18 protein-coding genes are annotated in these 24,188 nt (G+C 72.3%); 5 read left to right on the plus strand and 13 right to left on the minus strand.

Annotated elements, in window-relative coordinates; all coding sequences use genetic code 11:
* Positions 1–19 precede the first annotated feature (19 nt).
* Genes ACLJQF_RS23935 through ACLJQF_RS23945 form a run of 3 tightly spaced genes read left to right on the plus strand, consistent with a single transcriptional unit; the run spans position 20 to position 3,092 of the window.
* Positions 20–1,165: an acyl-CoA dehydrogenase family protein gene (locus ACLJQF_RS23935; protein ID WP_410611735.1), complete on the plus strand. Its 1,146-nt coding sequence runs from the start codon at positions 20–22 to the stop codon at positions 1,163–1,165.
* Positions 1,162–1,932 (plus strand): SDR family oxidoreductase, encoded by a 771-nt coding sequence (locus tag ACLJQF_RS23940; protein ID WP_410611737.1) that lies wholly within the window; start codon positions 1,162–1,164, stop codon positions 1,930–1,932. The genes ACLJQF_RS23935 and ACLJQF_RS23940 overlap by 4 nt, the downstream gene beginning before the upstream one ends.
* Before the next feature lie 8 nt (positions 1,933–1,940).
* On the plus strand, positions 1,941–3,092 hold the full coding sequence (locus tag ACLJQF_RS23945) for an acetyl-CoA C-acetyltransferase (RefSeq protein WP_410611739.1): 1,152 nt from the start codon (positions 1,941–1,943) through the stop codon (positions 3,090–3,092).
* A 76-nt stretch (positions 3,093–3,168) separates the two neighbouring features.
* Here the strand turns inward: ACLJQF_RS23945 and fgd are convergent, their stop codons facing one another.
* The 8 genes from fgd to ACLJQF_RS23985 form a co-directional block, all read right to left on the minus strand.
* A complete protein-coding gene (gene fgd / locus ACLJQF_RS23950; RefSeq protein ID WP_410611741.1) occupies positions 3,169–4,173 on the minus strand; it encodes a glucose-6-phosphate dehydrogenase (coenzyme-F420) in 1,005 nt (334 codons plus the stop codon).
* 4 nt (positions 4,174–4,177) lie between these two features.
* The gene (locus tag ACLJQF_RS23955) at positions 4,178–5,233 is read right to left on the minus strand and encodes an NAD(P)H-dependent flavin oxidoreductase (RefSeq protein ID WP_410611742.1); all 1,056 of its coding nucleotides are present in this window, start codon (positions 5,231–5,233) and stop codon (positions 4,178–4,180) included.
* On the minus strand, positions 5,230–5,961 hold the full coding sequence (locus ACLJQF_RS23960; RefSeq protein WP_410611743.1) for a CoA-transferase subunit beta: 732 nt from the start codon (positions 5,959–5,961) through the stop codon (positions 5,230–5,232). Before ACLJQF_RS23960 ends, ACLJQF_RS23955 begins: the two co-directional genes overlap by 4 nt.
* Entirely contained in the window at positions 5,958–6,821 is an 864-nt protein-coding gene (locus ACLJQF_RS23965) for a CoA transferase subunit A (protein WP_410611745.1), read from the minus strand. The genes ACLJQF_RS23960 and ACLJQF_RS23965 overlap by 4 nt, the downstream gene beginning before the upstream one ends.
* Positions 6,811–7,551, minus strand: a complete 741-nt coding sequence (locus ACLJQF_RS23970) for an enoyl-CoA hydratase family protein (RefSeq protein WP_410611746.1) — start codon at positions 7,549–7,551, stop codon at positions 6,811–6,813. Before ACLJQF_RS23970 ends, ACLJQF_RS23965 begins: the two co-directional genes overlap by 11 nt.
* Positions 7,551–8,432: an SDR family oxidoreductase gene (locus tag ACLJQF_RS23975; RefSeq protein ID WP_410611748.1), complete on the minus strand. Its 882-nt coding sequence runs from the start codon at positions 8,430–8,432 to the stop codon at positions 7,551–7,553. The genes ACLJQF_RS23970 and ACLJQF_RS23975 overlap by 1 nt, the downstream gene beginning before the upstream one ends.
* On the minus strand, positions 8,429–9,196 hold the full coding sequence (locus tag ACLJQF_RS23980) for an SDR family oxidoreductase (RefSeq protein WP_410611749.1): 768 nt from the start codon (positions 9,194–9,196) through the stop codon (positions 8,429–8,431). Before ACLJQF_RS23980 ends, ACLJQF_RS23975 begins: the two co-directional genes overlap by 4 nt.
* 75 nt (positions 9,197–9,271) lie before the next feature.
* Positions 9,272–10,489, minus strand: coding sequence for a helix-turn-helix domain-containing protein (locus ACLJQF_RS23985; protein ID WP_410611751.1), 1,218 nt, complete (start codon positions 10,487–10,489; stop codon positions 9,272–9,274).
* 141 nt (positions 10,490–10,630) lie between these two features.
* Between ACLJQF_RS23985 and ACLJQF_RS23990 the strand changes: the two genes are divergently transcribed.
* A complete protein-coding gene (locus tag ACLJQF_RS23990) occupies positions 10,631–11,308 on the plus strand; it encodes a TetR/AcrR family transcriptional regulator (protein WP_410611753.1) in 678 nt (225 codons plus the stop codon).
* Between the two features lie 178 nt (positions 11,309–11,486).
* Positions 11,487–12,146 (plus strand): cutinase family protein, encoded by a 660-nt coding sequence (locus ACLJQF_RS23995; protein ID WP_410611755.1) that lies wholly within the window; start codon positions 11,487–11,489, stop codon positions 12,144–12,146.
* 63 nt (positions 12,147–12,209) lie between these two features.
* Here ACLJQF_RS23995 and ACLJQF_RS24000 read toward each other — a convergent pair whose 3' ends face one another.
* From ACLJQF_RS24000 to ACLJQF_RS24020, 5 genes are read right to left on the minus strand one after another with little or no spacing between them, the layout of a single operon-like run.
* Positions 12,210–13,418 (minus strand): lipase family protein, encoded by a 1,209-nt coding sequence (locus ACLJQF_RS24000; RefSeq protein WP_410611756.1) that lies wholly within the window; start codon positions 13,416–13,418, stop codon positions 12,210–12,212.
* Between the two features lie 30 nt (positions 13,419–13,448).
* Positions 13,449–14,420, minus strand: coding sequence for an alpha/beta hydrolase (locus ACLJQF_RS24005; RefSeq protein WP_410611757.1), 972 nt, complete (start codon positions 14,418–14,420; stop codon positions 13,449–13,451).
* Positions 14,421–14,429: 9 nt separating this feature from the next.
* Positions 14,430–16,007, minus strand: a complete 1,578-nt coding sequence (locus ACLJQF_RS24010; protein WP_410611759.1) for an acyl-CoA carboxylase subunit beta — start codon at positions 16,005–16,007, stop codon at positions 14,430–14,432.
* Entirely contained in the window at positions 16,007–22,387 is a 6,381-nt protein-coding gene (locus tag ACLJQF_RS24015) for an SDR family NAD(P)-dependent oxidoreductase (protein ID WP_410611760.1), read from the minus strand. The genes ACLJQF_RS24010 and ACLJQF_RS24015 overlap by 1 nt, the downstream gene beginning before the upstream one ends.
* Positions 22,384–24,135: a fatty acyl-AMP ligase gene (locus ACLJQF_RS24020; protein ID WP_410611762.1), complete on the minus strand. Its 1,752-nt coding sequence runs from the start codon at positions 24,133–24,135 to the stop codon at positions 22,384–22,386. Before ACLJQF_RS24020 ends, ACLJQF_RS24015 begins: the two co-directional genes overlap by 4 nt.
* Between the last annotated feature and the right edge of the window lie 53 nt (positions 24,136–24,188).

Here is a 24,188-nt window from a genome sequence, read left to right on the forward strand (position 1 = left end):
CGGCAGCAAGGAGGCGTGCGTGGAACCGTCGCGATTCCGCCGCGAAGTCGCGGACTGGCTCGCCGCCAACCTGACCGGCGCGTTCGCCCGGCTGCGCGGTCTCGGCGGGCCGGGGCGGGAACACGAGGAGTTCGACCTGCGCCTCGCCTGGGAACGCCACCTCGCCGCGGCGGGCTGGACCTGCGTGGGCTGGCCGGTCGACCACGGCGGCCGGGGCTTCTCCCTGGACGAACAGGTCGCCTTCCACGAGGAATACGCCGCTTCCGGCGCCCCGGCCCGGGTCAACCACATCGGCGAGCAGCTGCTCGGCCCGACCCTGATCGCCTTCGGCACGCGCGAACAGCAGGAACGGTTCCTCCCCGGGATCGCCGCCGTGCGGGAGCTGTGGTGCCAGGGCTACTCCGAACCCGGTGCCGGCTCCGACCTCGCCGCCGTCTCGACGTCCGCGGTCCTGCGTGACGGCGAATGGGTGCTCAACGGCCAGAAGATCTGGACGTCACTGGCCCACGTGGCCGACTGGTGCTTCGTCGTCGCCCGCACCGAACCCGGCTCCCAGCGCCACCACGGCCTCTCCTACCTACTGGTCCCCCTGCACCAGGACGGCGTCACCATCCGCCCGATCCAGCAGCTCACCGGCACCTCCGAATTCAACGAAGTCTTCTTCGACGACGCGCGCACCCCCGCCGGGCACATCGTCGGCGAACCGGGCGAGGGCTGGAAGATCGCCATGGCCACCCTCGGCTTCGAACGCGGCGTCTCCACCCTCGGCCAGCAGATCGGCTTCCGCCGCGAACTCGACGACATCACCGCCGAGGCGAAACGGCTCGGCACCTACGACGACCCGCTCCTGCGCGCGGACCTCACCCGGGCCCGCATCGGCCTGCGCGTTCTCCGCGCCCACGCCCTGCGCACCCTCGGGCAGCCCGCCGGGCCGGAAGTCGCGGTCGGGAAGCTGCTGTGGGCCCAGTGGCACCGCGGGCTCGGCGAACTCGCGGTGCGTGCCCGGGGGGCGCGGTCTCTCGTTTCCGACGGTGCCGAGCTGGACGAGTGGCAGCGGCTGTTCCTCTTCACCCGCGCCGACACCATTTACGGCGGCTCCGACGAAATCGAACGCAACATCATCGCCGAGCGCGTGCTCGGCCTGCCCAGGGAGGCCCGCCCGTGATCCCGACCTACCCACCCGGCCACGACCTGCTCGCCGGCAAAGTCGTCGTGGTCACCGCGGCGGCGGGCACCGGGATCGGCTCCGCCGTCGCTCGCCGGTGTCTCGAAGAAGGCGCGAGCGTGGTCATCAGCGACTGGCACGAACGCCGCCTCGCCGAAAAGGCGGCCGAACTGGCCGAACTGGGCAAGGTCCACGCCATCACCTGCGACGTCACGCGCGAAGACCACGTCCAGGCGTTGATCGGCGGCGCCGTGGACCACTTCGGGCGCCTCGACGTCATGGTCAACAACGCGGGCCTCGGCGGCACGAAGTCCGTGCTGGAGATGGCCGACGACGAGTGGTCGAAGGTCCTCGACATCACCCTCACCGGCACCTTCCGCTGCACCCGCGCGGCCTTGAAGCAGTTCGTCGCCCAGGGCGGCGGTGGCGCGATCGTCAACAACGCGTCCGTGATCGGCTGGCGCGCCCAAGCAGGCCAGGCCCACTACGCGGCCGCCAAGGCCGGTGTGATGGCCCTGACCCGGTGCTCGGCGCTGGACGCGGCCGAACACGGCGTCCGGATCAACGCCGTCGCCCCCAGCCTCGCCATGCACCCGTTCCTCGCCAAGGTGACCAGCGACGAACTCCTCGAAGACCTCACCAGGCGCGAAGCCTTCGGCCGCGCCGCCGAACCCTGGGAGGTCGCCAACGTCATGGTCTTCCTCGCCAGCGACTACGCGAGCTACCTCACCGGCGAAGTCGTCTCCGTCAGCAGCCAGCACCCCTAGGAGCCCCCGTGCCCGAAGCCTTCCTCCTCGACGCGGTCCGCACCCCCGTCGGCCGGCGCGGCGGCGCACTGTCCGGGTGGCACCCGGCCGACCTCGGCGCGCACGTCATCAAGGCCGTCGTCGCCCGCGCCGGCGTCGACCCCGACCTGGTCGACGACGTCATCCTCGGCTGCACCGACACCCTCGGCCCCCAGTCGGGCAACATCGCGCGCACCGCGTGGCTGGCCGCCGGCTTCCCCGACCACGTGCCGGGGGTGACGATCGACCGGCAGTGCGGGTCGAGCCAGCAGGCCGTGCACTTCGCCGCCCAGGCGGTCATGTCGGGCACCCAGGACCTGGTGCTGGCCGGGGGCGTGCAGAACATGAGCCGGATCCCGATCAGCGCGGCGATGCTCGCCGGGCGGGAGTACGGCTTCGACGACCCGTTCTCCGGCTCGAAGGGCTGGCAGGAGCGCTACGGCAGCGCCGAGGTCTCCCAGTTCCGCAGCGCGGACATGATCGCCGAGCACTGGGACATCAGCCGCGCGGACATGGAGGAGTACGCGCTGCGCAGCCACCGGCGGGCCCTGGCCGCCATCGACGAAGGCCGGTTCGCCGCCGAAACCGTGCCGGTGGAGGAGTTCCGGCACGACGAGGGCCCCCGCCGGGACACCACCCTGGAGCGCATGCGCGGCCTGAAACCGCTGAACGAAGGTTCGCGGCTGACGGCGGCGGTGGCCAGCCAGATCTCCGACGGCGCGAGCGCGGCCCTGCTGGCGTCGGAGGCGTTCGTGACGGAACACGGCCTGCGGCCGAAGGCGCGCATCCACCACCTGTCGGTGCGTGCGGCGGACCCGGTGTGGATGCTGACCGGCCCGATCCCGGCGACGGCGCACGCGCTGCGCAACGCCGGGCTGAAGGTCGAGGACATCGACCTGTTCGAGGTCAACGAGGCGTTCGCCAGCGTCGTCCTGGCCTGGCTGGACGAAACCGGCGCGGACCCCGACCGGGTCAACGTGAACGGGGGCGGGATCGCCCTCGGCCACCCGATCGGGGCCACCGGCACCAAGCTCCTCGCCACGCTCCTGCACGAACTGGAGCGCCGCGGTGGTCGTTACGGCCTGCAGACGATGTGCGAAGGCGGCGGCACCGCCAACGTCACCATCATCGAACGCCTGTAAGGAGTCTGCCGCGGCTCTCGTGAGTGGTAATTCGGGTTAGAACCCGAATTACCACTCACGAGGACTTGCGCCGAGATCAGGCGAGGGCGCGCAGCTTCGGCAGCACGTCCTCGGAGAACTGGGTCAGGAAGCGTTCCTGGTCGTGCCCCGGTCCGTGGAAGACGAGGTGGTTGAGGCCCGCGTCGAGGTACGGCTTGATCTGGGCCACGGCCTCGTCCGGGTCCGACGCCACGATCCACCGCTTGGCGACCTGCTCGATCGGCAACTCGTCCGCCAGCCGCTCCATCTCCTCGGCCGAGGAGACCGTGTGCTTCTGCTCCGCGGTCAGCGACAGCGGCGCCCAGAAGCGCGTGTTCTCCAGCGCCTTCTCGTGGTCGCGGTCGTACGACAGCTTGATCTCGATGGTCCGGTCGATCGCCTCGGCATCGCGCTCCGCCGCGGACGCGCCTTCCTTGACCGCCGGCATCAGCTTCTCGGTGTAGAGATCCATCCCCTTGCCCGAGGTGCAGATGAACCCCTCGCCCGACCGGCCCGCGTACTTCGCCACGACCGGGCCGCCCGCGGCGACGTAGATCGGCACCGGCTGCTCCGGCCGGTCGTAGATCTTCGCGTTCACCAGCTGGTAGTACTCGCCGTCGAAGTTGACGTTGTCGCTGGTCCACAGCTCCCGGATCAGCTTGATCGACTCCCGCAGCCGGGCGAAGCGCTCCTTGAACTCCGGCCACTCCCGCCCCGACACCGCAATCTCGTTCAACGCCTCCCCCGTGCCGACACCCAGGATCACCCGGCCGTTCGACAGCAGCGACATCGTCGCGAACGCCTGCGCGATCACCGCCGGGTTGTACCGGAACGTCGGGGTCAGCACGCTCGTCCCGATCTGCACCCGGCTGGTCCGCTCGGCCACCGCCGGCATCCACGCCAGCGCCCACGGCGCGTGCCCGCCCTCGTGCCGCCACGGCAGGAAGTGATCGGACACCCACACCGAGTCCAGGCCCACCTCTTCGGCGCGCACCGCGTACTCGACCAGGTCCCGCGGCCCGAACTGCTCCGCAGACGCCTTGTATCCGACCTTCAACGCCACGCTCTCATCCTCCCGTTTGCCGGCCGAGGCGCTGCAGGATCTCACCTGCCTCGGCCACTGCGCCTTCGACGATCTGCGCCACCGTGGGCAGGTCGTGGATCATGCCCACCACCTGTCCCGACGCTAGCACTCCCGCGTCCGTCCGGCCTTCGACCAGCCCCGCCCGCAGCAGCATCGGGGTGTTGGCCGCCATGACCAGCTGGCTCCACGTCAGATCGTTGCCGTGCTTCATCGCGAAGCCTTCTCGCACCATCGCAACCGGGGACAAGCCGGTGATATTCCGGAAGCGCAGGGCGTTGCGGGCCGCCTGCGCGAGACCGCGGATCCGGCCGGTGTGCTCGAGCTTCTCGACGAGGTCGGTGCGCAGCACGCGGTGCGGGAGGCCGTCGACCCGCTTGGTGACGACCGTCCCGGTGAGACCTTGCTCGAGGTAGAGGCGCTTGACCTCGTCGGGGACCGTGCTCTCCTTGCTCAGCAGGAACCGGGTGCCCATCGCGACCCCGGCCGCGCCGTAGGCCAACGCCGCGGCCAGGCCACGTCCGTCGAAGAACCCGCCAGCCGCGACGACCGGGATGTCGACCGTGTCCAGCACCGACGGCAGCAGCAGGGTGGTGGCCACTCCCCCGGTGTGCCCGCCGCCCTCGCCACCTTGGACGATGACGGCGTCCGCGCCCCAGGCCGCGACCTTTTCCGCGTGCCGGGCGGCCCCGACCGACGGGATCACGACGATCCCGTGGTCCCGCAGCTTCGCGATCATCTCCTTCCGCGGGGCGAGCGCGAAGGAAGCGACCTTCACGCCTTCGCGGATCAGCAGGTCCACCCGGTCACCGGCGTCGGCCGCGTCGGCGCGGAGGTTCACGCCGAACGGTTTCTCCGTCCGCTTCTTGACCTCGGCGATCGCCGCTTCCAGCTCGCCGAACGTCATCGTTGCGGACGCCAAGATGCCGAGGGCACCGGCTTCGGCGGTGGCCGAGACCAGCCGCGGCCCGGCGACCCAGCCCATCCCGGTCTGCACGACGGGGTGTTCGACCCCCACCAGCCGGGTGAGCGCGGTCTTCACGCCGGAACTTCCTTGTCCCGCAGGCTCTTCGGGTCCAGCACCTCGCGGATCAGCCGCAGTTCCTCGTCGGTCGGCTCGCGGCTGGTCCCGGTGCCGGTGAAGTCGATCTCGAACGTCGTCGCCGCCACGACGTCCTCGCGGGTGACGCCCGGGTGCAGCGACACCGCCCGCATGACGTGGTCCGGACCGCCGAAGTCGAACACCCCCAGGTTCGAGACGACCTGGTGGACGTCGTGGTACTTCTGCGCGGACGCGCCGGCCTTGGCCGCGTTGTCGTAGCCGACGCCCGACACGACGTCCACGCTCTCGACGAAGACCCGGGTGCCGTGCCGGGGCACCCAGTAGCTGGTGCGGTGGTTGATGGTGTTGCCCGGCGCGCCCCGCACCCCCAGCAGCTGCTTCTTCGGGCGGGCATGGTCGCCGATGGCGGAGATGTTCTGGTTGCCGTACCGGTCGATCTGGTTCGCGCCCATCACGACGTGCCGGCGTCCGTGCGGGACGATCGTGTCCAGCATCTTGCGGAACGGCTGCCAGCCCTCGACCACGCCGTCGGTGGTCAGCAGGTAGGCCTCGCCGTCGGACAGCAGCAGGTCCGGCTCGAACGTCAGCCGCGCGAGTTTCGCGCCCAGCTGCGGGATCAGGCCCATCGGGCTGGCCACGATCTCGCCGTCGCCGCGGAACAGCTCGGCCACCGCCACCACGGCGATTTCGGCCCGGGTCGCACTCATGCCGCCTCCGCCTCGAACTTGTCCACTTCGGACAGATACTGCGCGTCGCCGCCGGAGAGGAACCGGTCCACGAACCCGGGCCACGCGTCGAGATCCTTGGCGCAGGCCGCGTAGTGCCGCTGGAACCGCTCGTCACGCCCGTAGTCCGGGACCGCGGTCGTGAAATGCGCACCCCGCGGCGCCTCCACCACCCCATCGACGGCCCCGCGGTTGAGCAGCAGCGACTGCACCGGCCCACCCTCGGTCAGCTCGGCCGTCTCGACGACCTTTTCCACCGACACGAAGCACTTCTCCGCGGCCAGGCCGAACAGGTCGTCGAAGTACGGGTCCGGGCCCAGGTACTGGGCGTTGCCGCGGGCGTCCGCGCGGTTGAGGTGCACCAGCGCCACATCCAGGTGCTGCGCCGGCACCGCCACCAGCTCCTCGCCGTCCGCATAGGGCGATCGCACCGTGCGGAGCCCGGGGTTGGCGCGCATCACGTCCGACCCGAGCCCGGCCCGGGTCGGCAGGAACGGCAGCCGTTGCATCGCCGCCGACAACGCCGTGCCGAACATCCCCTCGTCGTACTCGGTCACCTCGATCGCGCCGGTCTCGCGGGCGCGGCCGAACCACGGATCGAACGGGATCGAGTCCAGGGTGACGAACCCGAACACGACCCGCTTCACCTTCCCGGCCGCACAGAGCAGGCCGACGTCCGGGCCACCGTAGGACACCACCGTGAGGTCCTTGACCGGGGTGCGCAGGATGGCCCGCACGAGGGCCATCGGCTTGCGCCGGGAGCCCCAGCCGCCGATCCCGACGGTCATGCCGTCCTTCAGCTCGGCCGCCACGTCGTCGGCGGTCGTGCGCTTATCGGCCATTCAAGAACTCCTCGCGGGCTTCGTCGGACGCGCCGAGCAGGTTGAGCTCGAAGGTGAAGCCCTGCTCGAAGCGGTAGCTGCGGTGCACGTGCTGGGTGTCGATGCCGTTCAGGGCCTCTTTCGCCGCCCGGATCACCCGCGGGTCCTTCTTCGCGATGTCCCGGGCGATGGCCAGCGCCGCGTCGTCCAGCTCCGCGCGTGGCACGACCTGGTAGACCGAGCCGTGAGCGTGCAGTTCGGCCGCGGTGATCTTGCGGGCGGTGAAGTACAAGGTGCGCATCAGGTGCTGCGGCACCAGCCGCGCCAGATGCGTTGCCGCGCCGAGTGCACCCCGCTCGACCTCCGGCACCCCGAACGTCGCATCCTCGGAAGCCACGATCACGTCGGCGTTGCCGACCAGGCCGATCCCGCCGCCCAGGCAGAAGCCGTGCACCGCGGCGACCACCGGAACTTCGCAGTCGTAGACCGCGCCGAACGCGGCATAGCAGCCGCGGTTCGCGCCGACCAGCGCGTCATAACCGGCGCTGCGCTGGATCTCCTTGATGTCCACCCCCGCGTTGAACCCGCGGCCTTCCGCGCGGAGGATCACCACGTGCACGTCGGGGTCGCGGCCCGCCTGTGTGAGCGCGTCGGCGAGATCGAACCATGCCTGCACCGGCAGCGCGTTCACCGGCGGGAAGTCGACCGTGACGACCTCGACGTGGCCGTCACGCTTGGTCAGGATGCCCATCAGCTCGCTCCGTAGACGGGTTCGGGCTCGGGCGCGCGCTCGAGCAGTTCCTTCACCACCGGACCGAGCTCGGCCGGGTCCCACCGCTCGCCCTTGTCCACCGCCGGGCCGTGCCGCCACGCCTGCGCCAGCGCAACCTTCCCGCCTTCGACCTCGAACACCCGGCCGGTGACGTGCCCGGACTCCGCACTGCCCAGCCACACCACCAGCGGCGAGACGTTCTCCGGCGCCATCGCGTCGAAGCCCTCGTCCGGCCGCGCCATTTCGGACGCGAACACCGCCTCGGTCATCCGAGTCCGCGCCGCCGGCGCGATCGCGTTCACCGTGATGCCGTACCGCGCCAGCTCCGCGGCCGCCACCACCGTCAACCCCGCGATACCCGCCTTCGCGGCCGAGTAGTTGCCCTGGCCGACGCTGCCGAGCAACCCCGCACCCGAACTGGTGTTGATCACCCGTGCGCTCGGCGTCCGCCCGGCCTTGGCCTCGGCTCGCCAATGTTCCGCAGCGTGCCGCAACGGCGCGAAATGCCCCTTGAGGTGCACCCGCACGACCGCGTCCCACTCGTCCTCGCCCAGGTTCACCAGCATCCGGTCCCGGAGGAACCCCGCGTTGTTGACCAGCACGTCCAGGCGCCCGAAGTTCTCGACAGCCGCGGCGATCAGCTCCCGGGCCCCGGCCCAGTCGGCCACGTCCGAGGTGTTGCCCAGGGCCTTCCCGCCAAGTTTCTCGATCTCGGTGACGACTTCGGCGGTCGCGTCCGCGTCCACGTCGTTCACCACCACCGGCGCGCCCTCGGCGGCGAACGCCAGCGCGTGCGCCCGCCCGATACCCCGCCCGGCGCCGGTCACCACGACCACACGGTCCTGGCACAACCCGCTCACGAATCCTCCCGATGATTGACGTCGGCCGCGGCGAGGAACGCCGGGACCTCACCTCCGCCGTGCACGCGCAGGGTCGCGCCGGAAACGTAGGAAGCCAGCCCGGAGGCCAGGAACGCGGCGCAGTGCCCCACCTCTTCAGGTTCGGCCAGCCGCCCGAGCGGGACGGTCTTCCCGACCGCCTCGACCGCAGCCTCGCTCCCGTAGTGCAGGTGCGCCTGCTCGGTCCGCACCATCCCCACGTCCAGGGCGTTGACCCGTACCTTCGGCGCCCACTCGACCGCCAGGCTCGCGGTCAGGTTGTCCAACCCGGCCTTGGCGGCGCCGTAGGCCGCCGTCCCGGGCGACGGCCGGGTACCGCTCACGCTGGAGATCATCACGATGGAGCCGCCGGAGTCCTGGCGCTGCATCACCGCGTTGGCGTGCTGCGAGACCAGCAGCGGGGCCAGCAGGTTCAGCTGCACGATCTTCTCGTGCAGCCTCGGCGACGCCTCCGCCGCCGAGCCGAACGGCGCCCCACCGGCGTTGTTGACGACGACGTCCAACCGCCCGTGCCGCTCGACGATCCCCTCGACCAGCGCGCCGACCTGCGTCTCGTCGCGGACGTCGCACGCGACGAACTCCGCCTCCGTGGGCGCCTCCCGGCGCGCGCAGACCACGACGTGGGCACCATGGGCGAGGAACACGTCGGCGATGCCCCGGCCGACGCCGCGGACGCCTCCGGTGACCAGCACCACCGTCCCGGCCAGGCCCAGCTCCGTCTTCACCGGCACACCACCTTCCGTCCCCAAAACTAGAACATGTTCTCGCTGGGGACAAGGTCGGGAGGTGAGCGGGGCGGCCTACTGGTCTTCGGGAGGGGAGAACTCGTTCCGGGCGATCCGCAGCCCCGACGCGCGCAGCGCGGCCTGCATGGCGAACCGCGCGTCGGGATCGTCGAGCCGATCACCGAAGGCCTGCTTCAGCTGGCGCACGCGGTAGCGGACCGTCTGCGGGTGCACCGAAAGGTCGACCGCGATCTTCTCGGAGTTCCCGCCGTTCTGCAGCCAGGACAGCAGAGTTTCGCCGAGCCGCCGGCGCGTCCGCTCCGGGAACTGGTCCAGGGGGGCCAGTTCCTGCCGGGCGACCTGCTCGGCCAGCGGCGAGTCCGACAGCAGCCACAGCTCCGTCAGGTGATCGGTGCACCAGGTCACGGGCGCGTCCGGGAGCGCGCCGTCCGCCACCAGCCGCAGCGCCGTGCGCGCCCAGCGCAGGGAATGGGCCGCCGCGCCGAGGTCCGTCGGCGGCCCGACCGCGACGCGCGTGCCGAGCCGAGTCAGGGCCTTCGCGTCCACCGGGGCGGGCAGCAGCAGGTACGGCTGGGGCGAGTCGAGGTCGGCGAGGACGTCGGAGCCCCACGAAGTGCTCACGGTCGTTTCGGCGGCGACCGCCGCCACCTCGCGGGGGACGGGCCAGCCCGCCGCGGCCGCGAGTTCGGCGAGGATCGCGTCCGGGATGGCGCCCGGGCCGGTCAGCAGCCGCAGCAGGCGTCGCCGCAGGTCCACCCGGGTGCCCTCGATCTCCGCCCACGCCTCGCGGTGGCCGCGGCTCGACATCCGGGCGAGTTCGTCCGCGTAGCCGAACAGCATCTCGGCCAGCTGCGCCATCACGGCGGAGGAAAGCCGGTGCCGCCGGCCCAGCCGCATGATCCAGCGCCAGCCGACCCGGGTGCCGACGCGGTAGGCCGCCTGCAGGTCGTCGAGGGTGCGACCCTCGCGCGCCTCGCCCGCGCCGAGCCGGCGGCACGTCTCGTACAGCCGGTCGCGTGAGGCCAGCGGATCCTCGACCAGATCCACGAAGAGCTCGACGGCGCACTCGACGCCGTGCCGGGTCTTGCGGCCGTAGGTCCCGTCGCCCGGCCGGGCGTAGATGGGGACGGCCCGCAGCACCTCCCGGACGATTCCGTCCACCAGCGCCGGGAGCGCCGGACGCATGAGCGCGGCCAGCTCTTTCCGCCGGACAGCTTCTTCGACGGCATCGCGGGGAGCCGGGACGGGTTGCCGAGCACTGTCGCGGGACACCAGGGTTCCTCCACCGGGGACGGCGATCGCAGCTCCGTCGGGGGTCCGGGTGGCGGAGCCCCCGGCCCGGGGCGAAGCCCCGGATGCCATGCTCCTTGCTTTACCGGACAGTAAAGCAAGGAGTCCGTACAGTACACCTCCATGAGCCGGCAGAGTCCTCCTGATCGATCCAGCGCTCGCCGCAGCCCGGCCGCCCGGCCCACCGACGACGAGCTGCTCGACGCCGCCCGCGCCGTGTTCGCCGAGCGGGGCTACGCGCAGGCGACCATGGGCCTGATCGCGGACCGCGCCGATTCCACCAAGCCGACCCTCTACGCCCATTTCGGTGACAAAGCCGCCCTGTTCCGCACCACCGTCCGGCGGGAGGTCGCCGCGTTGCGGGCCTGGGTGATCAGCGCGCACGAAACGGCGAACGCGCGCCCGCTGGAGGAGCGCGTCCGCCTGTCGGTGATGGCCATGTTCGGCTACGCCAGTGCCCACCCGGAAAGCTTCCGGCTGCTGTTCGACTCGGCCGTCGACGAGATGTCGAACGAGCGGCGCGCGCTGGCCGATTCCATCGCCGCCCACGTGATCGGCCAGGTCCGGGAGCACCTGCTCATGCACGGGAGACCGATCGGCCCCGGCGCGGACCTGCTCGGCGAGATGATGGTCGGCCTGGTCGGGCGGGCCGCGATGCACGTCTCCCACTCCCCCGGCCTCGATCCGATCGCCGCCGGGGAACTGGCCACCGGGTTCGTCATGGCCGCGCTGCGCGGGCTGGATCCCGTGCTGCTCAAACGCCTCGACTCCCCGCACCCGGCCGGGCAGTCCGCCACCTGAGCGTCCACACCGGACTGTTTGTCACCGGCTGAACAATTCCCGGCGCGCCCGGAAATCACCTCTTGCCGGGTTCGGCAACCACTGCGACGCTGCGATCACCGCAAGCGGCGCACGCATTTCCGTCCCCCACGGAAAGCGCTTGCCGACCCCTTTCCCACACAACGAGGTGTGATCAGCCATGATTCGTGCTCCCAGGAAACCCCTGTTCTCCGCCGCGGCCGCCGTCTGCTTCGCCGTCGCCGGGCTCACCGTGGCCGCCGCACCGGTCGCCTCGGCCGCGCCGTGCACCGACATCGACGTTCCGGTGGCCCGCGGCACGGGCGAACCCGGCACGCTGGGCTTCATCGTCGGCGACCCGGTCTTCTCGGCCGTGCAGAACCGGCTGCGCCCGCGGTCGGTGAGCAGCTACCGCGTCGACTACCCGGCCGACCTCGGCGAGCCCGCGTCGGTGCAGAAGGGCAACACCGACCTGGTCAACCACGTGCGGGCGCAGGCCGCGGCCTGCCCGTCCCAGCGGTTCGTCCTGGTCGGCTACTCCCAGGGCGCCAACGTCGTCGACAACTCGATCGGCATCAGCAGCGACGGCGCCATCGTCGGCGGCCCGATCGTCGCGACCATCCCCGCGGACCTGGCGCCCCGGATCGCCGCGATCCTGTTGTTCGGCAACCCGATCCGCGCGATCGGCCGTTCGGTCACCGGCACTTACCAGAGCCGCACCAAGGACTACTGCGCCCTCGGCGACCCGATCTGCCAGGCGGGCGGCTTCAACATCCTGGCCCACCTGAGCTACGGCGACAACGCCAACGACGCGGCCGCCTTCGCTGCCACCAAGGTCTGACGCTTCGTGAAGGCCACCTTCAGGAACTTGAACTTCCTCAAGGTGGCCTTCACGAACTTCGGCTCAGCAGTTCGAGGGTGCGGGTTCTCCGGTGAACCGCTTCACGATCCACTGGTGCGCGTCCGCGTTGCCGGCGAGGATCCCGCTGGCGTGCTCGGCCACGTAGGTGGTCCACTGTTCCCGCACCCCGGCCGCGCAGTACGCCCGGTGCAGCGTTTCCGCCTGCGGCGTGTTGACGATTTCATCGGTGCTCGCGTGGTACTGGAACACCGGCACCCGCGGCGGGTGGGCGCCCAGCTTGTTCTGCGCCAGCCGCGCCTGCCACTGCGGCGTCCCCAGTGGATTCGACGTCGTGAAATCACCGATCTTCTTGAAGGAATAGTTCAGCAGCAGTTCCGCGACGCAGGCGTTCTTCTTCGCGTCGCCCAGCTGCTGACGGCCGGTGTCGTTGAGGAAGGAATCGAGCTTCAGCTCCGGGTAGGCGGCGTCGAGCCCGATCGCGGCGAAGGCCAGGAACCCGAAGCCGAGGTAACCGTCGAGGCCCTTCGCGACCTCGGTCAGGTCAGCAGGCACGCCGCCCGCGACGACGCCGACGACGTTCAGCTCCGGCGCGTACGCGGGCTGCTTCTCGCCGGCCCACATCGATCCACCGCCGCCCTGCGAGTAACCCTGGAAGATCACCTTGGCGCTCTTCGCAAGCCGGGCGGACGGAAGGTCCTGCGCCGCTCGGACCGAGTCGATCACGGCGGGCCCCATGGACTGCCCGGTGATGTAGGTCGGCACGGTCGCCGGCGAATAGCCCTCGTAGTCGGTCACCGCGACCGCGTAGCCGCTGGACAGCGAGTCGTTGATGGCGGGCTGGTCGTACAGCGTGCCGCGTTCCATCGCCTTGGACGCCGTGCACTTGAACGCCGGGCCCTGCGTGCCGACCGCGTAGCCGATGATCGGTGCCTTGGCCGGGTCCACGCCCTTCGGCACCAGGATCGTCCCGGTCACCGCGTTCCGGTTCCCGAGGGCATTGGTCGACAGGTACATCACCTGCCAGGCGTCGGCGTTGAGCGCGTTCAGCAGCGGTACCGCCGGCCGCCACCGGATGACGTCACCGGCCTTCCCGGCCGGCAGGGGCGACGGCGGGGTGTAGAAGGAATCGTCGAACGGTCCCGGCAGCAGCGGCGCCGCGCCGGCGGGCGGGTTCGCGGCCGCGACGCCCAGCGCCACCAGGCAGCAGGTCAGGAGCGCCGAAAGCACGGCGCGACATCGGGCATGCTTCACCACAACCTCCATCGGGAAAGGGACTTGCGCTCAGGCCGGGAGGCCGAGCGCGCCGGCCAGAACCGGCCAGGACTGGTGCAGGGCCCGCTGCCAGTACGGCCAGCTGTGGGTGCCGGGCCCGTAGTAGTCGACGGTCACCGGGATACCGGCGGTCCGCAGGCGGTCGGTGAAGCTGCGGGACGACATTTCCGCCGTCGACTCCAGGAAGTCCGCCTGGTTCGGCGGATCGAGCGGCCCGGTCTGCCCGTTGCCGCAGGAGACGTAGAGCGCGGTGCCGCGCAACTGGTCGACGTGGTCGTACGGGTTGTTCGCCGACCAGCGCGCCGGATTGCCGAACGCGTCGCCCCAGAGGTTGAGGTAGCTGTAGAACCCGGCGCGCGCCAGGATGCCGATGATCCAGACCGGCAGCCCCGGGTAGAGCGTGTTCGGCACCCCGCTGTAGGACGCGGCCGCGCCGAACATCCCCGGGTGCTTGAACGCGTACGCCATCGCGCCGTACCCGCCGATCGACAGCCCGGCGACCGCGCGGCGCGTGCCGCCGCGGTAGCCGCGTTCGACGATCTGGCGCACTTCGGCGGTGTGGAAGGTGTCCCAGTCAGGGGTGTTCCAGAGGCCGAAGTTCCACCACTTCGTGTACATCCCCGCCGCCCCGTCCGTCGGCATCACGACCAGCGCGTCCTTGGCCGCGGTGAACGCCTTGACGTCGGTGAACTGGTCCCACGAGCGGTAGTCGACCGGTTCGCAGCAGCCGTGCAGCAGGTACAGCACGGGCCAGGTCCGGGTGGGCTGCGCCGCCCAGCCGGTCGGCACGATCAGCCGCACCATCCCGGTGGTGCCCAGGGCCGGCGAGCTGATCTGCAGGTCGACGGTCCGGGCGTCCACCCAGGTCTCCTGGACGACTTTCGCGCCGTCGTCGGCCACGGCCGGGCTCGCCTGGGCGGGCGCCACGGCCCCGGCAAGCAGGAGGGTGACGGACAGCGCCAGCAGGGCGATCCGCTTCATAGGGGCTCCTCAGAGGGGGATGTTTCCGTGTTTGCGGGCCGGCAGGCTCTGCCGTTTGGTGCGCAGCATCCGCAGGGCCCGCGCCACCTGGAGGCGGGTCTGCGACGGCGTGACGACTTGATCGACGTAACCGCGTTCGGCCGCGAGGTACGGGCCGCCGTGGTGTTTGCGGTACTCGTCGGTGAGCCGGTGGCGCGCCGCCTCCTGCTCTTCCGGGGGCAGCGCGGCCAGCTCGCGCCGGTAGAGCACCCGCACCGCGCCTTCGGCGCCCATCACGGCGATCTCCGCGGTGGGCCAGGCCAGCACGACGTCGGCGCCGAGGTGCTTGGAGCCCATCACCGCGTAGCCGCCGCCGTAGGCCTTGCGGACCACCACGGTCACCTTCGGCACGGTCGCCTCGGCGTAGGCGTAGATCAGCTTGGCGCCGCGGCGGATGATCCCGCCGCGTTCCTGATCGGTGCCCGGCAGGTAGCCGGGGACGTCGGCGAGGGTGAGCAGCGGGATCGAGAACGCGTCGCAGAAGCGCACGAACCGCGCGGCCTTCTCCGACGCGTCGATGTCGAGCACGCCGGCCTGGTGCCGCGGCTGGTTGGCCACGACGCCGACGGTGTGGCCCTGCACCCGCCCGAACGCGCAGATCATGTTGGCCGCGAAGGCGCTGTGCACCTCGGTGAACTCGCCGTCGTCGACCAGCGCGGCGATCAGCTCGGCCATGTCGTAGGTCTGGTGCGGCGAGTCGGGCACCAGCCGGTCGAGTTCGAGGTCGGCCGCGGTGAGCGCGGGGCTGGTGTCGTCGGCGTAGGCGGGCCCGGGGTCGAGGTTGTTCGCGGGCAGGTAGCCGAGCAGCGTCTGCACCCAGTCGACGGCGTCCTGTTCGTCGGCGGCCCGGTGGTGGGCGTTGCCGGCGACCTCGCTCTGCACGGCCGCCCCGCCGAGTTCCTGCGCGGTGACGCGTTCGCCGGTGACGGCTTGCACGACGTCCGGGCCGGTGACGAACATGTGCGAGGTGTCGTCGACCATCACGGTGAAGTCGGTGATGGCCGGCGCGTAGACCGCGCCGCCGGCGCACGGGCCCATGATCATCGAGATCTGCGGGATCACCCCGGACGCGTGGGCGTTGCGGCGGCCCAGCTCGGCGTAGTACGCCAGCGAGACGACGCCTTCCTGGATCCGGGCGCCGCCGGAGTCGTTGATCCCGACGACCGGGCAGCCGATGGTCATGGCCAGGTCCATCAGCTTGAGGACCTTCTCGCCGGAGACCTCGCCGAGGCTGCCGCCGAAGACGCTGAAGTCCTGGGAGAACACGCAGATCTGCCGCCCGTCGACGGTGCCGTGCCCGGTGACGACGCCGTCACCCCACGGCCGGTTCGTGTCCATCCCGAACTCGGTGCACCGGTGCCGCGCGAACTGGTCGGCCTCCACGAAGGACCCGGGGTCCAGCAGCAGCGCGATCCGTTCCCGCGCGGTCAGCTTCCCCTTGGCGTGCTGCCGGTCGACGGCCCGCTTTTCGGCGATCCGCACGGCCTCGTCCTGCCGGGCGGCGAGATCGGCGATCCGGAACGCGGTGGTGGGGGTGAGCTCGTCCATCACCGCACCACCGCCCCGAGCCGCCCGGCCAGGACGGCCACGTGCGGCGGGTCGATCATCGACACGTGATCGCCGGGTACCCGCACGACCTCGAGGTCGCCGCAGTGGGCGTCCCAGCCGAGGGTGTCGTCGGTGCGCAGGTACCGCGGGTCCAGTGCGGTGGTGAGCGGATGCGGTTCCGTTGCGCGCAGCAGGACCACGCGCCCGTCGTACGGTTCCGGCCGGTATCGCTCGGCCACCCGTGCGTCCACATAGGACTCGTATTGGTGCTTGAGGACACCGTCGCCCATGCCCGGCACCTGCTCGGCGAGCTTGGCCATGACCCAGTGGATCTGGGCGTCTTCGTCCAGCTTCGCCAGTTCCTCGCGGGGCACCTCGAACGGGACGCCGTAGGTCCGGGCGATGTGGCCGGCGAACCGGTCGAAGCGGTCCAGCACCAGGTCCGCCGGGGTCCCCTCGGCGGGCAGCGGCAGGATGGTGTCGATGAGGAAGACGAGTTCGGCGCCGCGCAGGCAGCGCGCGGTCTCGTAGGCGAGGCAGCCGCCGAACGACCAGCCGCCCAGCCGGTACGGGCCGTAAGGCTGGATGTCCCGGATCAACTCGGCGTACCGCGCGGCTTTGCCCTCGATGGTGTTCTCGTCGTCGAGGCGTTCGAACCCGTAGACGGGTGGGCCTTCCGGGAGCAGCCGGGCGAGTTCGCGGTAGACGCTCGCGGTGCCGCCGGCCGGGTGGAAGAGGAAGACGGCCTCGTCGGAGACGCCGTCGCGGAGCAGGCGCACCGGGCCACCGCCATGGCCTTCGAGCTCGGCGCGCAGCAGATCGGCCATCGCGGCGATGGTGGGGGTGGCGAAGAGCTGGTGGTCATCGGGAACGGCGGTGAGGTGTTCGGTGAAGGCCGCCCGCAGCTGCCGGGCCTGCGCGGGATCGCCGCCGAAATGCTCGTGAACGCTCGGTTCCCGGCCGCCGAGGACGGCTCGCCAGTGCCGGGCGACCCAGCGTTCGGCCGGATCCCGCGGCCCGGTCACGACCGCTGCGGGTGCAAGATCGGCCTGCGGTTCGGCAGGCCCGAAACCCGCCTGCTCCGCGAGATTCCCGGCAAGCTCCGCCAGACTCGCCCCCCGCAGCAGCAACGGAATCGGCAACGGCAGCCCGAAGTCCCGTTCCACCGCGCCGCGGGCCCGCATCGCCGACAGCGAATCCAACCCCAGCCGAGTGAGCGGGACCGTCCGGTCGACCTCCGCCAGCCCCAGCAGATCCGCGACCAACCCCGCCAGGTGCGAAGCGATCGCCGCGCGGGCCGCTTCCGGCGGCTCCGAGCGCAGCGCTTCGAGTCCGTCCCAAGTGGACGATTCGGTCCGCGGTGAGAAGAGCCCGAAGAACGGCCGCTCCCCCAGCCGCGGGAAGAGTTCCAGCACGGTCTCCGGGTCCACCCGGGCCACCCCGGTCGCCGCCCGGTCACGCGCCAGCACGAAGTCCAGCGCCGACAACGCTTCCTCGGTGCCGAGCGGGTCGAGCACCGGGTTGACCGACCCGGCCGCCGCTCCCACCTCGCCCCACGCGCCCCAGCCGATCGTCGCGGCCGGGAGGCCCTGGGCGCGGCGCCACGCGACCAGCGCGTCGGCCCACGCGTTCGCCGTCGCGTACGCTGCCTGGCCCGGCGATCCGAACAACGCTGCCGCCGACGAGTACACCAACCACCAGTCGAGGTCGTGCCCGGCCGTCGCCTCGTGCAGCCGCCACGCTCCCTGCGCCTTCGGCCGCCAGACGGCCTCAAGCGCGTCGCCGTCGAGGCTGATCGCGGCGCCGTCGGCCAGGACGCCGGCGGCATGCAGCACCCCGCGAAGCGGCACACCCCCTTCGACGGCCACCGCGACCAGGGTTTCGGCCGTGCCCGGGGCGGCGATGTCGCCGGGCACCACGCGGACGTCGATGCCCAGCTCGCCGAGCCCGGGGTCGGCGGCATGCCTGCTGTTCAGCACCAGCCGCGTCGCGCCCCGCGCGGCCAACCACTTCGCCGCTGCCAGCCCCAGGCCGCCGAGGCCGCCGGTGACGATATAAGCGCCGTCGCGGACCGGCTCGCGCGCCGGGTCGCCGAGGGCGGGACGGATCAGGCGCCGCGTGTACCGCACGCCGCCGCGCCAGGCGATTTCGTCGTCCGGCGCGCCCGCGCGGACCTCGTCCCGCAGCCGGTCCGCGCCGCCGTCGACCTGGCTCACCCGGAGTTCGGGGTGCTCGAACGCCAGGACGCGCACGAGCCCGCGCAAAGCGGCCAGTCCGGGGTCGCCCCGCTCGCCGGGCTCGACGGCGTGCGCTCCGGCGGTCACCAGCCACAACCTTGGTGCCACCGGCAGTTCGGCCAGTTCGGCGACGACCCCGGAGAGGGTCTCGACCAGCCGCGCCCCGCGCGCCGGGTCCGGTTCGACCGCGTCGCCGAGCAGGGCGAGGACCGCGGTCGGTTCCCCGTCGCGCAGCAGCTTCGCCAACTCGGCCCGGTCGCCGAGGCGGGCGGTCCGGACGTCCTCGCCGGCGAACTCCCGGTTGTCGGCGGACAGCACGATCCAGCGGTGCTCCCGCTTCGGCCCGCGGGGGCGCCCCCCGTTTTCCACACTACCGGCCGGCACCGACAATTCCGGCGCGGCGGGCAGCGGCGCCGGAAGCCAGGCCGCCTCGAACACCAGGCGCGCCAAGGCCGCGTCGCGGTAGCGGCGGCAGTAGACGTCGCGGAATTCGACGAGGACGACGTCGTCGGCGTCGACCAGCTGGACGCTGCCGAGCACGCCGTCGCCGGACTCCTTCAGGACGGCGTCCACCCGCACGCCGCGGCCGGGATCGCCGGCGACCACCACCTCACCGACGCTGAGCGGCAGGTAGAGGGCGTCCGCCTCGCCGACGGCCGCGGCCAGCGCGTGCAGGCAGGCGTCGGCGAGCGCGGGGTGCAGCACGTAGGCGGGATGGTCGGCTTCCGGCTGCCGGATCGACGCCGACGCACGCCCGGGCGCGGCCGTCACCCGGCGCAGTCCGCGGAAGGCCGGGCCGTAGGACTGCCCCAGCTCGGCCAGCGCCCGGTAGACGTCGACCGGCTCCCCGGTGGTTTCCCCGAACGGCGCCGACGGCGTGCCGCCGGTGCCGATCCGCGCGATGGCGTGGCGGACCCACTGCCCGGCTCGCGTGTGGACGCTCAGTTCGGTGCCGCGGAGGGTCGTGGTCACCTCGGTGTGCTCGCCGAGCGGGAGGACTTCCTGCAGTTCGAGGTCGTGGACGCGGCCACCGGGGCCGGCGGCGGCGAGCGCGAGTTCGAGGAAGCCGGTGGCCGGGAACACCGGGACGTCCCGGACGGTGTGGTCGGCCAGCCACGGCAGCGCCGCGGTGCCGATGTCGGCGCGCCACAGATGGCCACCGCCGGGGTCTTCGATGTGCACGCCGAGCAGGGGATGCGCCCCGCCGGTGTGGATCCTCCGGCGCGGCCAGAAGCGTTCGTGCCGCCACACCGGGCCGGGCAGCTCGACCGGCGGCGTCTGCGGCCGAGCGGCCAGCAGGCCGGGATGCCGGCTCTTTCGGGGGTCCGGGTGGCGGAGCCCCCGGCTCGGAGCGAAGCTCCGGTTGTCACCGTCGAGCACGTGCAGCCGGGCGAGGCTGCTGAGGAACGCCGTCCGCTCGTCGATGCGGCGGCTCGCCGAGGGCAGGCCGAGGACGCCGGCCTGCTCGAGCGCGGCCAGCGCCACCGGGTGCGGCGAGATCTCGACGAAGACGGGGTGCCCGTCGGCGGCCGCCGCGGCCACCGCCTGGCTGAACCGCACGGGACGGCGCAGGTTCGCCGCCCAGTACTCGACGTCGAAGGCGGGCGGTTCGCGCGGATCGTCCAGAACGCTGCTGTAGCAACGGATTCCGGGCGGGGCGGGGGTCAGCCCCGCTACCGCGGCGCGGAACGGGCCGAGCACCGGCTCGACGGCGGCGGAGTGCCCGGCGCCCCCGACCGGCAGCCGCCGGGCGAGCCTGCCGAGGGCTTCGGCGTGCGCGACCACCGCCTCGACGCGGTCGGCGGCCCCGCTGACGGTGCACTGGGCCGGCGAGGCGTAGACGGCGATGGTGACGTCGGGGAAGTCCGCGAGCTCGGCCGGCGAGAGTTCGACGACGGCCATCGCCCCACCACCGCGTTCGTCGAGTTCGGCGAGCAGTCGCGCCCGGGCGGCCATGACCTTCAGGCCACCGGCGACGTCGAGCGCCCCGGCCACGACGGCGGCGGCCACTTCGCCCATCGAGTGCCCGAGCACGGCGGCAGGCACGACACCGTGCGCGCGCCACAGAGCCGCCAAGGCGAGCTGCATCCCGAACAGGGCGAGCTGCGTCGCGGCCAGGTCGGGAAGGTCGTGCTCGAGCGCTTCGCGCAGCGAAAACCCGGCTTCGGCGCGGAAGACGGGATCGAGAGCCTCGATTTCGGCCCGGAAGGCGGGCTCGGAGCGCAGGAGCAGGCGCCCCATCCCGGCCCACTGCGACCCATACCCGGAAAAAACGAAAACGACCCCGAGCTCACCCAAGCGCCCCAAGGCGGCCTTGGTTGCGTCTGACGCACCCAAGGCGGCCTTCGGTGCGTCAGACGCACCGAAGGCCACATTGGGGCGCTCGGTGCCGGCGGCCAGGGCTCGCAGGGCCTCGACCACGTCACTTCGGCTCTCGGCGACCACCGCACCCCGCACGGGCAGGTGCTCCCGCCGGTGCGCCAGCGTCGCCGCCGCCGCGTCCAGCGGGACCGAGCCGTCCGCCAGCCGGTCCGCCAGCTCACCCGCCCGCGCCCGCAGCACCTCCTCCGAGCGAGCCGAAAGCGCGAACACCTGCGGACCGCCGTCACCGGCCCGGACCGGGAACGACGCCGCCGGCCACTCCTCCAGCACGACGTGCGCGTTCGTCCCGCCGAACCCGAACGCCGAGACCCCGGCCCGCGCCGTCCCGCAGTAGCGCGGCCAGTCCGTCCCCGACGCGACCACCCGCAACCCGGTGAAGTCGATGTGCGGGTTCGGTTCCCGGAAGCGCAGGCTCGGCGGCACCCTCCGGTGTGTCATCGCCAGCACCACCTTCACCAGCCCGGTGATCCCGGCCGCGCCTTCGAGGTGGCCCAGATTGCTCTTCACCGAACCCAGCAGCAGCGGACGGTCCGCGGGGCGCCCCGCCCCGAGCACCGCCGCCAGCGCACCCGCCTCCAGCGGATCACCCAGCGGCGTCCCGGTCCCGTGCGCCTCCACGTAGTCCACCGAGGACGGGTCGACGCCCGCCGTGGCGTAGGCGTCCCGCAGCAGCGCCGCCTGGGCGTCCGGGTTCGGCGCCGTCAGGCCGTTGGACCGGCCGTCGGAGTTCACCGCGCTGCCGCGGATCACCGCCAGCACCCGATCGCCCCGCGCCGCCCGCAACGGCTTCAGCACGACCACGCCGCAGCCCTCGCCGCGGGCGATGCCGTCGGCGCCGGCGTCGAACGGCTTGCAGTGGCCGTCCGCGGCCAGCACGCCCGCCCGGTGGAACCCGGCGGTGATGCCGGGCGAAAGCAGGACGTTCACCCCGGCGACCAGCGCCGTCTCGCTCTCGCCGCGGCGCAGGCTCTGCACCGCCTGGTGCACGGCGACCAGCGACGACGAGCACGCGGTGTCGAGAGTCAGGCTCGGCCCGCGCAGGTCCAGCAGGTACGACAGCCGGTTGGCCGCGATGCTCGCCGCCGCGCCGGTACCGGACCAGACGTCGACGCCCGCGACGTCGGTCATCGTCAGTGAGCCGTACTCGGTGGCCGACAGGCCGACGAACACCCCGGTCCGGCTGCCGCGCAGGGTGGCCGGCGGGATTCCGGCGTGCTCCAGCGCCGCCCAGACGACTTCCAGGAGGATCCGCTGCTGCGGGTCCATCGCCTCGGCTTCCCGCGGGGTGATGCCGAAGAACTCCGCGTCGAAGCCGGCGACGTCGTCGAGGAACCCGCCGCGCGACGGCACGCCGGCGAGGTCTTCGGCCGGGGCGAACGTCTCCCAGCGGCCCTCGGGGACGTCGCCGATGCCGTCGCCGCCCGCGTCGAGGAAGCGCCAGAAGGCCTCCGGGGACTCGATCCCGCCCGGCAGGCGGCAGCCGAGGCCGATGACGGCGATCGGCTCGCTCTCCTCGGCCAGCGGAACGTACGTCGAACCATGCTCCACAGTGGACAACTGCTCGGCGATGGCGGTGATCGTCGGGTACTGCCACACCAGCGTCGGGGCCAGCGGGCGGCCGACGAACGCGCCGAGGTCGGCCGCCAGGCTCGTCGCGTCCCGTGAGGACAGTCCGGTTTCGTGCAGCGGCCGGTCGGGGTCGACGACCCCGATCCGCGCGATCAGCCAGGCGCGGATCGCCGCGGCGTCCGGCGCGCTCATCCGAGCCGCCGGGCGGTGAGCGCACCGTCCAGATAGGACACCCGGCAGCGAGCCCGGCTGATCTTGCCGCTGGAGGTGCGGGGCACCTCGCCCGGCGCCAGGAAGACGACGTCGGTCAGGCGCAGGCCGTGCTCGGCCGACACCGCCGCCCGCAGGGCCGCCGTTGCCTCGGCGACGTCGGCTTCGGTGTCCTTCGCGCGCTCCAGGACGACGACCGCGGCTTCCCCGCCGTCGCCGTCGATCGCGAACGCCGCGGCCGAGTGCGGCCGGACGGCCGGGTGTTCTTCGACGGTCTGCTCGATGTCCTGCGGGTAGTGGTTGCGGCCGTCGACGACGACCAGGTCCTTCAACCGGCCCGTCACGAACAGCTCGCCGTCGAACACCACGCCGAGGTCGCCGGTCGCCAGCCAGCCCTCACCGGTCTCCGGATCGAGCGGGGGCAGGCCGAAGGTGGCCACCGAAGCTTCCGCCCGGCCCCAGTAGCCGCGGCCGACGTTCGGGCCGCTGACCCGGATTTCGCCGACCTCGCCCGGTTCGGCGGGCCGCCCGGTCACCGGGTCGGCGATCCGCACCCGCTGGCCGGCCGGACGGCCGCACGAGACGAGGGTCGTGGCGGACCCGCCCGCGTCGGCCGGGACCGCGTACCCGGCGGCGAGCCGGGCGCGGTCGAAGGTGATCTGCCGCGGTGGTTTCCCCGCGTCCGTCACCGAAACCAGCACGGTGGCCTCGGCCAGGCCGTAGGAGGACCGGTGCACCTCCGGTCGCAGCCCACAGCCGGCGAAGGTGTCGTGGAACTTCGCGATGGTCGCCGGGAGCACCGGTTCGCTGCCGTTGATCAGCGACACGACCCGGCTCAGCTCGAGGTAGACCTTCTCGGTCTCGGTGACGCGGGACGCACAGTAGGCGTAGGCGAAGTTGGGGGCCGCGCTGATCGCGCCGGGACTGGCCGAGAGCGCGCGCAGCCAGCGCGCGGGCCGTTCGAGGAACGCCAGGGGGTCCATCAGGACCGAGGACAAGCCGCCGGCCATCGGCGCGCCGATGCCGAGGATGAGCCCCATGTCGTGGAACAGCGGCAGCCAGCTGACCGTCGACGTGGTCCCGCTTTCGGCGCCGTAGGCGGCACACGCCTGGCGGGCGTTGGCGAGCACGTTGCGGTGGGTCAGCACGACCCCGGCGGGCGAACGCGTCGACCCGGACGTGTACTGCAGGTAGGCCGGGAAGTCGGGCTCGGGCGCGGGCCAGTCGTGCGACCCGGGCGCGACCGGCGGCACGGCGTCGACGTCGACCACCAGCGGGTCGACCGGGGAATCGGCGAGGAACCGGGTGACCGCTTCGCGCTCCCCGGCCGTGGTCAGCACGACGCGCGGGCCGCAGTCGGCGAGCGCCGCGGCCAGCCGGCCCGCGTGCCCGGGCAGGCCGGGCGCGAACAACGGCACGGCGATCAGCCCGGCCCGCTGCGCACCGAGGAACGCGACGACGTACCCGGTGGACTGCCCGGCCAGCACCGCCGCCCGCTCCCCCGGACCGGCCACTTCGGACAGCCGGGCCGCGACCGCCTCGACCCGGTCGTCGAGCTCGCGCCAGGTGAGCGTGCCGGCCCGGCCGTCGGCGCCGTCGCGGTGGTCGAGGTGGGTCACGGCGATCCGGTCGCCGAGGCGGCGCGCCCAGTGACCCAGCAGGGTCGCGAAGGAATCGCCGACGGCGACGGGGACGCCGGTGCCGGGAACCGGCTGGGAAATGGTTTCCATGCATCCTCGCAGAGAGCTTTTACCGGCGCAGTGAATAACCGCGCCGGCGCGGT

This window comes from Amycolatopsis sp. lyj-109, from assembly GCF_046548995.1.
Lineage (GTDB): Bacteria > Actinomycetota > Actinomycetes > Mycobacteriales > Pseudonocardiaceae > Amycolatopsis.